The organism is Chryseobacterium vaccae (assembly GCF_009602705.1).
GTDB lineage: Bacteria > Bacteroidota > Bacteroidia > Flavobacteriales > Weeksellaceae > Chryseobacterium > Chryseobacterium vaccae.
Genome location: NZ_VSWH01000001.1, coordinates 2,751,591 through 2,765,563 on the forward strand (window position 1 = coordinate 2,751,591; position 13,973 = coordinate 2,765,563).

Sequence of the window (13,973 nt, forward strand, 5' to 3'; positions counted from 1 at the left end):
GCCAAAAAGATAACTTTAAATTAACATAATAACATTAAAATCAATTATTAAACAACAAAAAAGACCAACAAAACGAATAATCAAATTAAAAAACAAAAGATAAAAATCAACAATATGAAAACAAATAACACATTATTTACAGCAATAAACACAGTAAAACTTAATTTATTGTATTTTAAGAAAATAACACTATTTCTTTTTTCATTCTACCCATAAACATAAAACTCCGGAAGTACCGGAGTTTTATGTCTATATCATTATTTATATTTTAAAACTTATAGGCAATATTCCATGCAAAGCCCATATTGAATTTGGAAGAACTTCTGCCAAATCCCGGAATGATCATTGGTGATATATTATCCTGCTTAGAAGTATATGCAAGATATCTTGGCTGAAGGTTCACATCAATATAAAAGTTAGAGTCAAACAACTGAACTCTGCCTCCCAGTGTTCCTTCCACCCAGAAAGAAGATTGAGAGGAAGACGGAAAGGCTACTGAGGAAGTACTTCCCCCAAATCCACGCACCGGGATAGCCATATATTCCTGGTTGTAAAAAGCTCCCCCAACTTTACCTCCGGCATAGAAACCATTGAACGGATTTTCTGTATCTTTTGCCAGCATATAAAATGCTCCCAACTTCACAAAAGGACCGCTTGCTTTGGCATCATACCCATTCTTCTGATACACATTTTTTTCAAAGCCTGCTTCAGCAATGGCATGAACATTTTCCTTTATTCTGGAAGAGATAAACCCCTGATACAGCATACGGTCTGAGAAAAAAGAGACCCCGGTATTCAGTGCATCAAGACCTACCATGAAATTAGGCTCGTATTTCCATTTGGTTTTCTTTGTTTCTTTTTCTTCCTGAGCCAGCGTCAGTATTCCGATCAGGCTAAAAAAGAAGGTAAATGCTAGTCTTGTCCTCATTCTCTATTTGATTTTGTGCTACTTCCGTTGCTTTTACAGGATCAGCTGTTATTAATTCTGCTTTCAGATTCTCATAGGATTTTTTTACACCACATCCCGGAGACACATAGGTAGCTTTTGTGGTATAGCTTATTCTTACCTGAGATTCTTTTCCCTTATCTTCTAACCTCACATAAACATCGGTATAGGCGTTATCATCCACTCTTAAGGGAGCAAGTACTGATTCAACATTCTGCTGTCTTCCCAGCTCCACTTTTCCGGAACCATAATCTACGGCAACATAGACGTTTTCCAACGCCTTAATTTTGCCATCCTGAGACTTGAAGCCTATTTTCATTCGCGGGGTTCCCTCTCCGCTTTCACAGATATCATCATCTCCTCCGCATGACCAAATCATACAAAGGCCACATAATACTATAAGGTATCTAAGGTATTTCATATTTCTATTTTGGGTCTAAAGCTTTTTCTATTCTGAAAACAAGATCTTCATAGTGGTATTTATTAACGGTATTGGGATCTGTTTTTACCGAAAGTTCTTTCTTTATTGTATTTAAATTACCTCTGGCAATGGCAGCAACATCAGATTTGTCTGAAACTTTTGTATCCACAAGTTTAATCAGGTTATCTACATAGCTTCTCTGAAGGTTTCTTCCATATACATCAGGATTCTGCTTTTTAATAATCGAATTATTAAGGTCTGCAAAAAGATCAATCACAGTATAGGTATTCTGATCAACCGCTTCCATCTGATACATATTCTGTAATACAAAAGGACTTAAAATTCTTGTAAGAACACCATTCTGAATTTCTTCAACCGTTTTTACAGGTGTTTTTCCTGTTTTTTCAAATATCTCTTTTTTAAGTAGCCATTGTGGTACTGTAAATACATTCTCTTCTAAAAATCTCATGGCTTCCTGCTGATCTTTTTTAGCAACTGCTTCATATACTACTCCGGACTGTTCTGCTGTTTTAGGAGTTTCCATCTGGCCACCAATGTATTTTGAAACATGTCCTGTGTACCTTCTGAATTGTGACACAACCTGATCATACATCATTCCAAGGTTTTCATAATCTTCATTTGGAGTCGCCGTCCATTTGTCAAGATTATCTATAATTCTCTTCAGGTTCTTGATTCCGTACGTACTGGCCACCATGGCATTATCTCCTACCTGCTCGCTCTGAGATCTAGGATCCAAAGGATTGGTTTCTGTACCAAACCAAAGTCTTTCATTCTTCAGGTTTTTAATAATCCATTTATTCAGATGCTCTTTTTCAGCATCCGGAGTATTGTACTGATAAAATCTCCTGTATCCCCATTCAATGGCCCAGTCATCATAGTCACCAATTCTTGGCATAATTCCTGAATCACCAATATTATCTTCCGGCTGTGCAACATAATTAAATCTTGCATAATCCATGATGGAAGGGGTATGACCATTTTTTTCCAGCCATTTTTTATCTCTTAACTTTTCAACGGGCACGGTAGAACTTGAGCCAAAATTATGCCTTAATCCTAAAGTATGTCCTACTTCATGAGAAGAAACAAAACGGATCAGTTCTCCCATCAGTTTATCATCAAACTTTACCTTTCGGGCTCTTTCATCATTAGGTGCAGCCTGTACAAAATACCAGTTTCTCAGCAGAAGCATTACATTATGATACCAATTGATATGGCTTTCCAGAATTTCCCCTGTTCTCGGATCGGAAATAGAAGGTCCTGAAGCATTGGGGACATCTGAAGGTTTATAGACAACGGCAGAGAATCTTGCATCTTCAAGACTCCATTCTGGATCTGTTTTAGGATCCGGAACTTTTGCGTACACCGCATTTTTGAAACCTGCTTTTTCAAAAGCCTTCTGCCAGTCGTTCACTCCCTGAATCAGGTAAGGAACCCATTTTTTAGGGGTTGCAGGATCAATATAGAATACAATAGGTTTTGCAGGCTCTACCAGTTCTCCTCTTTTATATTTTTCAAGATCCTGAGGTTTAGGCTCCAGTCTCCATCTTTTTACCAGAGAAATTCTTTTTACTCCCTGAGGATCTAAATCGAAGTCTGTATATCCGACTGCAAAATACCCTACTCTTGGGTCAAAATAACGTGCCTGCATCTTATTTTCCGGAAGAAGAACGAAAGATGAGTTAATCTCTACGGTATAGTTTCCGCTTACTTTCGGAAGATCGGCCGGTGGAATTCCCGGTAAAGGTCTGCCTAAGGTACGTGCAAAAGTTTTTGTGGTATTAACTTCTATATTTCCAGGGAATGATTTTACGAAGTTTACAAAAGACATATCTTTCTGAAAAGCTCCTACTTTGAAGGCTTCTTTATTCCTTACAGAGAAAGAAACCATTTCATTGTCAGAATTCAGGAGATCTGTTACCTCAATTACTGAAGATTTCTTATCATTTCCGTATGTTTTTACATCAAAAGATTTAATGATAGATTGCACATTATTTCTGATCACAGAATTATACATATCTGATGTAGAATCTTTTGCATAATCTACGTACGAAATAGATCTAAGAAGGATTTTATCTTTTGGACCTTTTTCAAAGGCAACTACCTGCTGGCCGATTTGGTCTCCGGCATAACCGGTAGTTCCCGAACGCATTCCTGCAGCTGCTTTGGTAAGTCTTGTTACCAAAAGGAATTCCTTTTTCAGCATTTTGTCAGGAATCTCAAAGTAATATTTATCTTCAATTTTATGAACGGTGAAAACACCCTGATCCGAAACTGCTTTATCGGTAATGATCTCTTTATAGGATTTCATAGCCGGTTTCTTCTTCGGGTCATCTTTTTTTACTTTGGCTGTATCTGTTTTTACTGCCGTAGAATCTTTCTCTTGTGCTTTCAATCCACTTTGTCCCAATGACAGCGCCAGCGCAATGAGTGCTGCATTCCTAAGGTTTTTCACTTCTTTCATTTAAAATTTTCAGGTTATATTTTCAAATTTAACTCATTATTTTTTAATCAACAGGGCTATATTTTCAACATGGTGCGTCTGTGGAAACATATCTACAGGAAGTATTTTCACCAAGGTATAGTGTTCTTTCATCAAAGCAAGATCTCTGGCCTGTGTTGCTGAGTTACAGCTTACATAGACTACTTTTTCCGGGGAAAGCTTCAGGATCTGTTCTACCACTTTCTGGTGCATTCCGTCTCTTGGCGGATCTGTAATTAACACATCGGCTTTAGGGTGATTTTCAAGGAACTCGTCATTAAAGATATCTTTCATATCTCCACAGTAGAAAGTACAGTTATCAAGACCATTGAGCTCTGCATGCTCTATTGCAGCATCAATCGCCTCCTGAACGGATTCTATTCCGATGACCTGTTTTGCATTTCTTGCTACATATTGTGCAATAGTTCCTGTTCCTGTATATAGGTCATAAACAACTTCAGTTCCTTTCAGATCTGCAAATTCCAGGGTTTTTCTATATAATTCAAGAGCTTGTTTATAATTGGTCTGAAAAAAGGATTTTGGACCTATTTTAAATTGAAGTCCATCCATTTCTTCCATCAGATAGCCTTCACCAAAGTAAACGTTGATATCCAGATCGTAAATAGAATCATTCGGTTTTGGATTGATGGCATATACCAGTGTTTTAATCTGAGGGAATTTTTCCAGTAAAAACTCAAAAAGCTTTTCTCTGTTTTCTTTATCTTCCTGATAAAGCTGGAATAATACCATCCACTCTCCTTTGGAGTTTTGTCTCATCATGAGTGTTCTCAGGAATCCTGCATGATTTCTTACATCGAAAAATTCAAGGCCGTTATTATCGCTGTATTCTTTTACGGCTAATCTTATGGCATTGGACGGGTCTTCCTGAAGGAAACATTCTTTAAGATCAAGAATTTTGCTCCACATTCCCGGAATATGGAAACCAAGGGCATTCTTATCGTTGATATCCTCCTGTGAATTGACTTCATCCAAGGTCAGCCAACGTGCATTGGAAAACGAAAATTCCATTTTGTTTCTGTAGAAATATTGTTCTTCAGCACCCAGAATCGGCACGGTTACAAAGTCATCAATTCCGCCAATTCTTTTGATATTATTATAGACTTCTTCCTGTTTGAAATCGAGCTGTTTTTCATAGCTCATATTCTGCCATTTGCATCCACCGCAGGCTCCGAAATGGATACATTTAGGTGCTGTTCTGAAAGGAGATTCTTCTACAATTTCTATGGCTTCTGCTTCAAAATATTTGGATTTAGCCTTCTTTACTCTGGCATTTACCAAATCCCCCGGTACTGCTCCTGAAACCAAAACAGTTTTACCATCCTCAGTTTTCCCTATGGCTACTCCTTTAGCCCCTGCAGCCAGAAGCCTGATATTTTCAAGAATTATATTCTTCTTCTTTTTCATCCTTAAAATTCAATTTTTTCTAAGACTGGATGGAATCTTTCGGTCTCATCCCTCAATTTCTATTTTTCTAAATTATAAAACCTTCCGGCTTTATCCCGCAAAAATACAATAAAAAAAAACCTTATCCGAGGATAAGGTTTTCATGTATGTTAAAGTTTACTATTTTACAGGTTCAGGCTGTGGATTTACAGGTTGTGCTGGCTGTGAAGGGTCTACCATCATTCCTCCTCCAGGCTGAAGCTGGATATTAGGATTTACTTTAGGGGCTGTAAGACCCGTCTGCTTGTCCAGAATACTTACCAGATCCTGTTCTCCGATATTAACAAAAGATCTGCTGGCAATTTTACCGTCTTTATCAATCACTACGAAACATGGCAGCTTAAATCCATAGATTCCGTATTTTTTTGCAACGTCTGAGTTCAGACCTCCTTCACCGTATACATTTACTCCCGGAATACCTTTCAAAAGAGCATTGCTTGTTTTGATAAACTGATCTTTTGTATCATCTAAGTTCACAAATGTGAAGTTCATTTTAGATTTATAGAAATTCACTACTTCTTTCAGAATTGGAACAGTTGCTTCTGCGATGTAGGGATTCCATGATGCATAGAATACAAGCATTGTTGGTTTTCCTTTTCCTTCTGAAATTTTATATGATTTCCCGTCTTGTTTAATTAATGAAGCATCCGGAGCTGCCTCTCCAACTTTCACACCAGTTATTGCCAGGTGAAGATCTTTTAAACTCTTTTTAATTCCACTGTCTTTGATCTCTTCATTAATGATCTTAGAAACTCTGTCCAGTGCTTTAGGATCTGCTCCCGGACGCATATCCTGAGCAGCGATAAATGAAAGAAGATAATCTTTCTTCGTCTGTGGCGTTTCTTCTTTCTGGCTTTTCAAAAACTGAGAGAATAGTTCAGTTAAAGTTACCCCAGGATTATTAGCTACTTTAGGCTCAGCGAATTTCTGGAAATCAGCGTTATATTTGTTTAGTAGGTAGCTTCTGTAGATAGGGCTTGTCTTCAGCATTTTATCTTTATTCTCCTGCAGCTTGTCTTCATAATCCGTAAAGGCTTTTGTTACTTTAAAAGCTGGGCCTTCTGACATTTTCTTCATCATTTCGTACTGCGCCATGATGGTAAGAACCGTACTTGAAACATCCATTTTCTTCCATTCTACGATGTCGTTATCAGGATTGAATTTCTTGATGTTCTCATCAATATTTTTCTTGATGTCGCTATCTATTTTCTGAACTCCTTGAAGAAATGTTTTTTCATCTTTTCTCATCAGTTCAGGAACGTTTGCTTTCTGTGCATAAGTTCCAAGATATTTTTGGGTAGCTACAAAGAAATCGTTATTCTTTTTAGCATCACCGGTAATCACATATTCCATAGGGAATGTAGCACCGTTACCGGAAATATTTAAAGTTTGACCTGCTTTTAAATAAATCAGATTTCTTTTCTCTCCGTAAGAAATCTCATACATCCCGTCTTTCGGGGCATCAAAGGAACCGGAAAAATTTCCGTTTTTATCTAGTCCTAAATTCACCAAAGGTAAGGTAGCAACACCGGAAGCCTCTATCAGCTCAATTCTTTCCAACGGTGATCCACCTGTGATTTTTCCTTTTACTTCAACTTTTTTTGAACAAGACATCGCAAAAACCGCGATGATAAACAATAAAAGATATTTTTTCATTTCAATTTTTAATATTACACAAAAATACGCTTTTTAGGGCTTGTTAATTCACCCTGATTATTTTTTTTGAAAAATTTATAACAACCCTTTAATAAGGCATTATACAATGCTTTTTATCTTTGTCAGATTCTCTGATATTCACAGAATCTGCTGAAAGACCATTTTCACTGTACATTATTATATGCTCACCAAATATAGACTTATTCTATAAAGAGCACCAAGTACTTTTCGGAACTTAACAAACTTTAACAGGAAAATAATTAAAAAAAATCGTCTCCAAAAATGAAGACGATTTTTTATTGTATTTAAATCAATTCTATCCCTGATCTACAAGAGCAGCCATGTATTCTCTGTTCATTCTTGCGATATTCTCAAGAGAAATACCTTTAGGACATTCTATTTCACATGCTCCTGTGTTTGAACAGTTTCCGAATCCTTCTTCATCCATTGCCTTCACCATGTTCAGAACTCTTCTCTTCGCTTCTACTCTACCCTGAGGAAGTAAAGCATACTGAGAAACCTTAGCTCCCACGAATAACATCGCAGATCCATTTTTACAAGTAGCTACACAAGCTCCACATCCGATACAAGCTGCAGCATCCATTGCTTTATCTGCATCTTCTTTAGGAACAGGAATTGCGTTGGCATCCAATGTATTACCGGAAGTATTCACAGAAATGAAACCACCTGCAGCCATTACTCTGTCGAATGCGCTTCTGTCTACCATTAAGTCTTTAATCACCGGGAAAGCAGCACTTCTCCAAGGTTCAATAACGATCGTTTCTCCATCTTTGAACATTCTCATGTGAAGCTGGCAGGTTGTGATACCTGTGTCCGGCCCATGAGCTCTACCATTGATGTAAAGTGAACACATCCCGCAGATTCCCTCACGACAGTCGTGATCAAAAGCGATAGGTTCTTTACCTTCGTTAATTAAATTTTCGTTCAGGATGTCTAACATTTCCAGAAAAGAAGAATCTGTAGACACATCTGATATTTTATAGGTCTCAAACTGACCTTTAGATTTATTATTTTTTTGTCTCCAAATTTTCAGCGTAAGATGTAAGCCTTTTTTTGCACTCATAATGTTATATTTATAGGTTGGAGATTATTTATTTGTAACTTCTAGTTTTAACCTCGATGTTGTCATATATCAGTTCTTCTTTATGCAACACTTCCGCATTGATATTTTCACCCTGATATTCCCAAGCTCCGACGTATTTGTAGTTTACGTCATCTCTTTCCGCTTCACCATCCGGAGTTGCATGATCCCAACGGAAATGTCCGCCACAAGATTCTTCTCTGTTTAGCGCATCGATAGCCATTAATTGACCTAATTCAAGGAAGTCTGCTACTCTGAATGCTTTTTCAAGTTCAGTGTTCATACCTTCACCTTCACCAGGTACTCTTACGTTTTTCCAGAAGTCATTTCTTACTTCTTCAATTTCTTTGATTGCTTCTGCCAATCCTTCAGGAGTTCTTCCCATTCCAACTTTGTTCCACATAATGTGTCCCAGTTTCTTGTGGAAGTGGTCTACTGAATGAGTTCCTTTGTTGTTCAAGAAGAAATCAATTTTATCTTTAATTCCTTTTTCAGCTTCAATAAACTCACCTGAATCGGTAGGAATAGTTCCTGTTCTGATGTCTGCTGCAAGATAATCTGCAATCGTGTAAGGAAGTACAAAATATCCGTCTGCAAGTCCCTGCATCAAGGCAGATGCTCCAAGTCTGTTCGCTCCGTGGTCTGAGAAGTTAGCTTCACCAATGACGAAACATCCCGGAATAGTAGACTGAAGGTTATAATCAACCCACACACCTCCCATGGTATAGTGAACTGCAGGATAGATCTTCATTGGAGTTTTGTAAGGATCATCGGCTGTAATTTTTTCGTACATTACGAATAGGTTACCATATTTCTCCTCAACCCAGCTCTTTCCTAGATCATAGATCTGCTGATCAGTTGGATTATGAATATGTTTTTCGATAGCGGCTTCTTTACCTTTCTTCATGATCTCTGTAGAGAAATCAAGGTAAACTCCTTCCTGAGTATCATTATTTTCGATTCCGAATCCGGCATCACATCTTTCCTTGGCTGCTCTTGAAGCAACGTCTCTAGGTACAAGGTTACCGAATGCAGGATATCTTCTTTCCAGATAGTAATCTCTGTCTTCTTCTTTAATATTTTCCGGTCTTAATTTACCTTCTCTGATGGCTACTGAATCTTCAATCTTTTTAGGAACCCAGATTCTTCCTGAGTTTCTTAGTGATTCAGACATCAAAGTCAGCTTAGACTGCTGAGTTCCGTGAACCGGGATACAAGTCGGGTGAATCTGTACGTAGCAAGGATTAGCGAAATATGCTCCTTTCTTGTGAATCTTCCAGGCTGCGGAAACGTTTGATCCCATTGCATTGGTAGAAAGGAAATATACGTTTCCATACCCTCCTGAAGCGATTACTACAGCGTGAGCAGAGTGTCTTTCTATTTCACCTGTTACCAGGTTTCTTGCGATGATTCCTCTTGCTTTTCCATCAACAATGACAAGGTCTAACATTTCGTGACGGTTGTACATTTTGATTCTTCCTTTACCGATCTGACGGCTCATGGCAGAATAAGCACCTAATAATAATTGCTGTCCTGTTTGTCCTTTTGCGTAGAAAGTTCTTTTTACCTGAACCCCACCAAATGAACGGTTATCTAACTGGCCGCCGTAATCTCTACCGAAAGGAACCCCTTGGGAAACACATTGGTCAATAATATTAGCAGAAACTTCAGCCAATCTGTAAACGTTGGCTTCTCTTGCTCTATAGTCACCACCTTTGATGGTATCGTAGAATAATCTGTATGTTGAATCCCCGTCACCCTGATAGTTTTTAGCAGCATTGATCCCCCCTTGAGCGGCAATTGAGTGTGCTCTTCTTGGAGAATCCTGATAACAGAATGCTTTTACATTATATCCCTGCTCTGCCAAAGTAGCAGCAGCAGAACCTCCTGCCAAACCTGTTCCTACAACAATAATATCAATCTTATCTCTGTTGTTTGGGGCAACAAGGTTCATATGGTCTTTATGATTTTTCCATTTATCCTTTAGAGGACCTGCTGGAATTTTTGAATCTAATTTACTCATATTAGTATATTGATATTATTGAGTTACAAAGTGATAAATTGCGATAAAAATAAAACCTGCAGGAATAAGGATTGAATACCATTTTCCGAAAGCTTTAATTACCGGAGTATATTTTGGATGTCTTGCACCGATTGACTGGAATGAAGACTGGAATCCGTGAGCTAAGTGTAGTCCTAACAGAACAAAAGAGATCACGTATAGAGCAACTCTCCAAAGGTCTGCAAACTTCTCGTGCAGTTCCGGCCAGAAACGTTCAGCATCAGGAGCTTTTCCATCAACATACTTATATGTAATTTCATGAAGCCAGAAATCATATAAGTGAAGCGCAAGGAAAGCCAGAACAACAGCACCGGAAATAATCATATTTCTGGACATCCATGAAGAGTTCACAGAAGGGTTGTTTGATTCGTACTTTACCGGACGTGCTTTATTATTCTTGATTTCCAATACAAATCCCATTACAAAATGGAAAATTACTGCAAAGCCAAGAATAGGCTGCATTAAGAACTGCACAAACGGATTATAGCCCATAAAGTCAGATGCCGTATTGAAAGCATCACGGTTAAGAACTGATAATAAGTTGGTTGTCAAATGCAGTATAAGAAAAATCAGCAAAAACATAGCTGATAATGCCATAGCATATTTTCTACCTATCGTAGAACTCGTTAAACCTGCCATATAAGTTTAAATTTGAATTTCCACAAAATTAAGAAATGTTAACAATATCGAAAAGTGAGAAATCTCACAATTAGCCAGTTTGTAACCTTTCTAAATAAGAATCTAATCCGTTGTAAATGCAGGAAAAATGAATTTCAAAAAGGTTATTTTAAATCATAAATTTCACCTTCATATTCAATACGTCCTGTCGTCATTGGAAATGTCTTTAAATTAAAGCTCCGGACCCGTCTGGAAGAGCAGTAAGGGTTGATAATAAACTTCCGGATCTTCTCTTTTTCTGAGCTTTCAGAAATCCAAAATTCAACTTTATTTCCTTTTTTTATTGAAAAAATTCTGCTTTGATTTACCTTATAAAAAAGAATTTCACTCCTTTGACTTTCATACACATTACATCCTGTCCGAAAAATAAAAAATACAACCATTACTGCCAGCAGTCTGGTCCCGTTTCCAAGGCTGTATTTCCGGAGCAGAACCCCCGTCATATAAACCATTACAAAGAGGAGAAACACTTCAACCACATTCATCGGAATATTTGTATAAAACAATGATTCAAATTTTGCAAACCAATGAATGACTTTCAAAAGAATATCAATAAAGAAATCATAGATTACATTGAGCAATGTGAAATCGAGCTGCAGAGTGATAAGAATGGTCATCAGAAATGAAAATACAATAACGAATTCCGAAAAGGGTACGATCAGGATATTGGCAGGAAAGGAAATAAGGGAAAACTGATGAAAGTAATACAGAACCAATGGCAACGTTGCGAGCTGTGCAGACAGTGATAGGGTAACTGTATTGAACAGTAGTTTTTTCAAATAATGATCCTGTTTAGGAAAATACCGCAGCAAAGGCTGATTCAGCCAAAAGATGCCCAAAACAGCCAGAAAGCTAAGCTGAAATCCCACGTCAAAGATCTGTTGCGTATCCAGACACAGAATAATCAATGCCGACAGGGAAAGGGAATGAAGCAGGTCCGGTTTTCTCTGAAGCAGTACATATACAAAATATACACTCAGCATAATACATGAGCGGACTACCGAGTTTCCGAATCCTATGAATCCTGCAAATAGCCAGATGAAAAGCAAACTTATGACCACCACATATTTTCTGAAGTACAGAGGGCAGAAACGGGTAAACAGAAAATAAAAAATACCGAAGATTACAATAACATGTGTTCCGGATATCGCCAGAAAATGAACCAATCCTGACCTGCTGAAATCCTGTACGGTATCAAGATCAGTTTCTGTCCTGTCTGCCAGAATCATTCCTTTTAAAAACTCCCGGGTTTTACCGGACATTTCTGCATGATCAATTTTCTTCAGTACATGAAGCCGCTGCTGCTTAATTTTTTCAGCAAAGGTTAAATCATTCCTTACAGATGACGATACTTCTCTTGAAATATAACATTGATATTCAATACCATTCCTTTTTAAATATGCTGCATAATTAAACTGGAAATCATAGGGCGGCGGCTCCGGTTTTGAAATGTAAGCTTCTGCTTTATAGTAATGTTTAAAATCCAGTTCATTATTCTTTTTAGGGATATAAATGACCGCTGACAACTTTCGATTTCCAACCTGAGCCTCTGCTTCATATTTTTTATTTTTCTCAGTAGAATTTAATTTTTTTGAGATTTTAAAAACAATTGCTTCACTGGAAGAAAATGAATATTTCTGAGGCTGAAAAGTATTGAAAAAATGAAGAGCCACAGCTACTCCGAAAAACATCAGCCCCAGCAGAACCGGCTTTGATTGATGCAGCCAATAAGAATGAAAAAAATTCAGAATCAGGATCAGAATACAACCTGAAATGACAAAATAAACAGATTTTCCACTCAGCAAAAAGTGATCCTGAAAAAAAATCCCCAGAATAAAGCACACGGTAAGAGTAAGGATAGGCTGTTTATTCACCATCAATATTTAGACATAAAAATTATTGATTTCTATGTCCTGCTGCTAACACTGGTTTTGCAGAGTTACAGCATTTTCACCTAATGAATAAACAATAGGAAGCTTTAATATTTACTATAAAACCAAGAGTTCATAAAAAAATTAAAACTATCCTTTATAAAATCGTTTTGTACCGGAATTTATTTTTCCAAGAACCGGTCTGCCAGTCTTTTGGTTTCTTTAATGTAAAACCGTGGATCTTTTCCATAATCTTCGTAGGTAAAATCTCCTGCCTTTTTAGATACTGCAGGTTCTATCTGTGTTCCCTCATGCCATTCGTTGAATGAAGTTACACCTATCAGTTCCGGCTTAACTTTTATGGCTGCATCAAACATTCTTTCGTAATACTTTCCGTTTTCTCTGCTTTTAAAATTTGCTCCATTCCAGGGTCTTATTCTTGTATCAGAATATCCGGGGCCAACACACGGAATAAAAATAAGACGATGTTCTTTTGCATATTGGGACAGGTAATCCCAATTGGAAACTGTACTCCCGAAGACAAAGCCTTCACTGGCAAAGTAAGTATAAAATCCATCAAAGCCTGCCTTATCAAAGAAAACCGCATCATTTTTTTCTACCCATAAACCAATATAAAGGGCATCCAGATCTGTTTTCCTGAGTGTTTCCTTTCCGTTTTCGGAAAGTAATTTCGACCATTCTTCCGGAGAAATTTTATAACTGTCGTATACATAAAACAAAGGCTTCCCCTCTTTTCTGTAAAAAGCATGATGGCCGGAATAGGTATGAATCAGATAGGAAATCTGTTCTTTAAATTCAGAAATATTTTTATAGAAAGGCTCTATATGAAAGGCAATTTTAAGCCCCTGCCGGTCAGCGGCATCAAGATATTTTGTAACACTTTTATCGGTATATGAATCTTTGCCCAGCCAGCTTATGACGACAACTCCAACGCCGGAATCTTTGATCATTTTCATATGTTTACCGATAATTTCAGAATCATTGGAACTGTAATTTCCTAAAGCCGGATAGAAATTAGCTCCGATATCGTCACCGCCTTTATAGTTTCCCAGATTATTCCATTGAGGATCTTTCCAATGCGGAAGAATATCATGATTCCAGTGATGATACTGTCTATCAACAGCAGGATTTCCGTACCAGCCGTAATAGAAGACCTGTATCTTTTCCCGTGCACTTTGCGCAGAAAGTTCTGATAATGAAAAGAGCACTATGAAAAACGCCAGTAAATTTTTAAAATAATTCATGTTAATCC

The 13,973-nt window shown here is 37.5% G+C and carries 10 protein-coding genes; all 10 read right to left on the minus strand.

The annotated features are described in order from the left end of the window. Positions 1-268: 268 nt before the first annotated feature. Positions 269-928 (minus strand): DUF6048 family protein, encoded by a 660-nt coding sequence (locus tag FW768_RS12535; RefSeq protein WP_153395898.1) that lies wholly within the window; start codon positions 926-928, stop codon positions 269-271. Next, positions 894-1,367 carry a DUF6452 family protein gene (locus FW768_RS12540; RefSeq protein ID WP_153395900.1) on the minus strand — a complete coding sequence of 158 codons (474 nt, stop codon included), beginning with the start codon at positions 1,365-1,367 and terminating at the stop codon, positions 894-896. The genes FW768_RS12535 and FW768_RS12540 overlap by 35 nt, the downstream gene beginning before the upstream one ends. Before the next feature lie 4 nt (positions 1,368-1,371). Then, complete coding sequence (locus FW768_RS12545) at positions 1,372-3,849, minus strand: zinc-dependent metalloprotease (protein ID WP_153395903.1); 2,478 nt, start codon at positions 3,847-3,849, stop codon at positions 1,372-1,374. Between the two features lie 36 nt (positions 3,850-3,885). Then, complete coding sequence (gene rlmD / locus FW768_RS12550) at positions 3,886-5,292, minus strand: 23S rRNA (uracil(1939)-C(5))-methyltransferase RlmD (RefSeq protein ID WP_153395905.1); 1,407 nt, start codon at positions 5,290-5,292, stop codon at positions 3,886-3,888. A 159-nt stretch (positions 5,293-5,451) separates the two neighbouring features. After that, the gene (locus FW768_RS12555) at positions 5,452-6,987 is read right to left on the minus strand and encodes a TlpA family protein disulfide reductase (RefSeq protein ID WP_153395907.1); all 1,536 of its coding nucleotides are present in this window, start codon (positions 6,985-6,987) and stop codon (positions 5,452-5,454) included. Positions 6,988-7,303: 316 nt separating this feature from the next. Continuing rightward, positions 7,304-8,071, minus strand: a complete 768-nt coding sequence (locus FW768_RS12560) for a succinate dehydrogenase/fumarate reductase iron-sulfur subunit (RefSeq protein ID WP_076551643.1) — start codon at positions 8,069-8,071, stop codon at positions 7,304-7,306. A 28-nt stretch (positions 8,072-8,099) separates the two neighbouring features. Beyond that, complete coding sequence (locus FW768_RS12565) at positions 8,100-10,112, minus strand: fumarate reductase/succinate dehydrogenase flavoprotein subunit (RefSeq protein WP_153395908.1); 2,013 nt, start codon at positions 10,110-10,112, stop codon at positions 8,100-8,102. A 15-nt stretch (positions 10,113-10,127) separates the two neighbouring features. Further along, positions 10,128-10,790 carry a succinate dehydrogenase cytochrome b subunit gene (locus FW768_RS12570; protein WP_153395910.1) on the minus strand — a complete coding sequence of 221 codons (663 nt, stop codon included), beginning with the start codon at positions 10,788-10,790 and terminating at the stop codon, positions 10,128-10,130. Positions 10,791-10,933: 143 nt separating this feature from the next. Then, entirely contained in the window at positions 10,934-12,706 is a 1,773-nt protein-coding gene (locus FW768_RS12575) for a ComEC/Rec2 family competence protein (RefSeq protein WP_231128682.1), read from the minus strand. Between the two features lie 176 nt (positions 12,707-12,882). Beyond that, entirely contained in the window at positions 12,883-13,965 is a 1,083-nt protein-coding gene (locus FW768_RS12580; RefSeq protein ID WP_153395912.1) for a glycoside hydrolase family 99 protein, read from the minus strand. Between the last annotated feature and the right edge of the window lie 8 nt (positions 13,966-13,973).

Excerpts from the sequence above, each read along its gene's own strand:
- FW768_RS12535 (WP_153395898.1), bottom strand. The coding sequence starts at position 928 with ATGAGGACAAGACTAGCATTTACCTTCTTTTTTAGCCTGATCGGAATA.
- FW768_RS12540 (WP_153395900.1), bottom strand. The coding sequence starts at position 1,367 with ATGAAATACCTTAGATACCTTATAGTATTATGTGGCCTTTGTATGATT.
- FW768_RS12545 (WP_153395903.1), bottom strand. The coding sequence starts at position 3,849 with ATGAAAGAAGTGAAAAACCTTAGGAATGCAGCACTCATTGCGCTGGCG.
- rlmD (WP_153395905.1), bottom strand. The coding sequence starts at position 5,292 with ATGAAAAAGAAGAAGAATATAATTCTTGAAAATATCAGGCTTCTGGCT.
- FW768_RS12555 (WP_153395907.1), bottom strand. The coding sequence starts at position 6,987 with ATGAAAAAATATCTTTTATTGTTTATCATCGCGGTTTTTGCGATGTCT.
- FW768_RS12560 (WP_076551643.1), bottom strand. The coding sequence starts at position 8,071 with ATGAGTGCAAAAAAAGGCTTACATCTTACGCTGAAAATTTGGAGACAA.
- FW768_RS12565 (WP_153395908.1), bottom strand. The coding sequence starts at position 10,112 with ATGAGTAAATTAGATTCAAAAATTCCAGCAGGTCCTCTAAAGGATAAA.
- FW768_RS12570 (WP_153395910.1), bottom strand. The coding sequence starts at position 10,790 with ATGGCAGGTTTAACGAGTTCTACGATAGGTAGAAAATATGCTATGGCA.
- FW768_RS12575 (WP_231128682.1), bottom strand. The coding sequence starts at position 12,706 with ATGGTGAATAAACAGCCTATCCTTACTCTTACCGTGTGCTTTATTCTG.
- FW768_RS12580 (WP_153395912.1), bottom strand. The coding sequence starts at position 13,965 with ATGAATTATTTTAAAAATTTACTGGCGTTTTTCATAGTGCTCTTTTCA.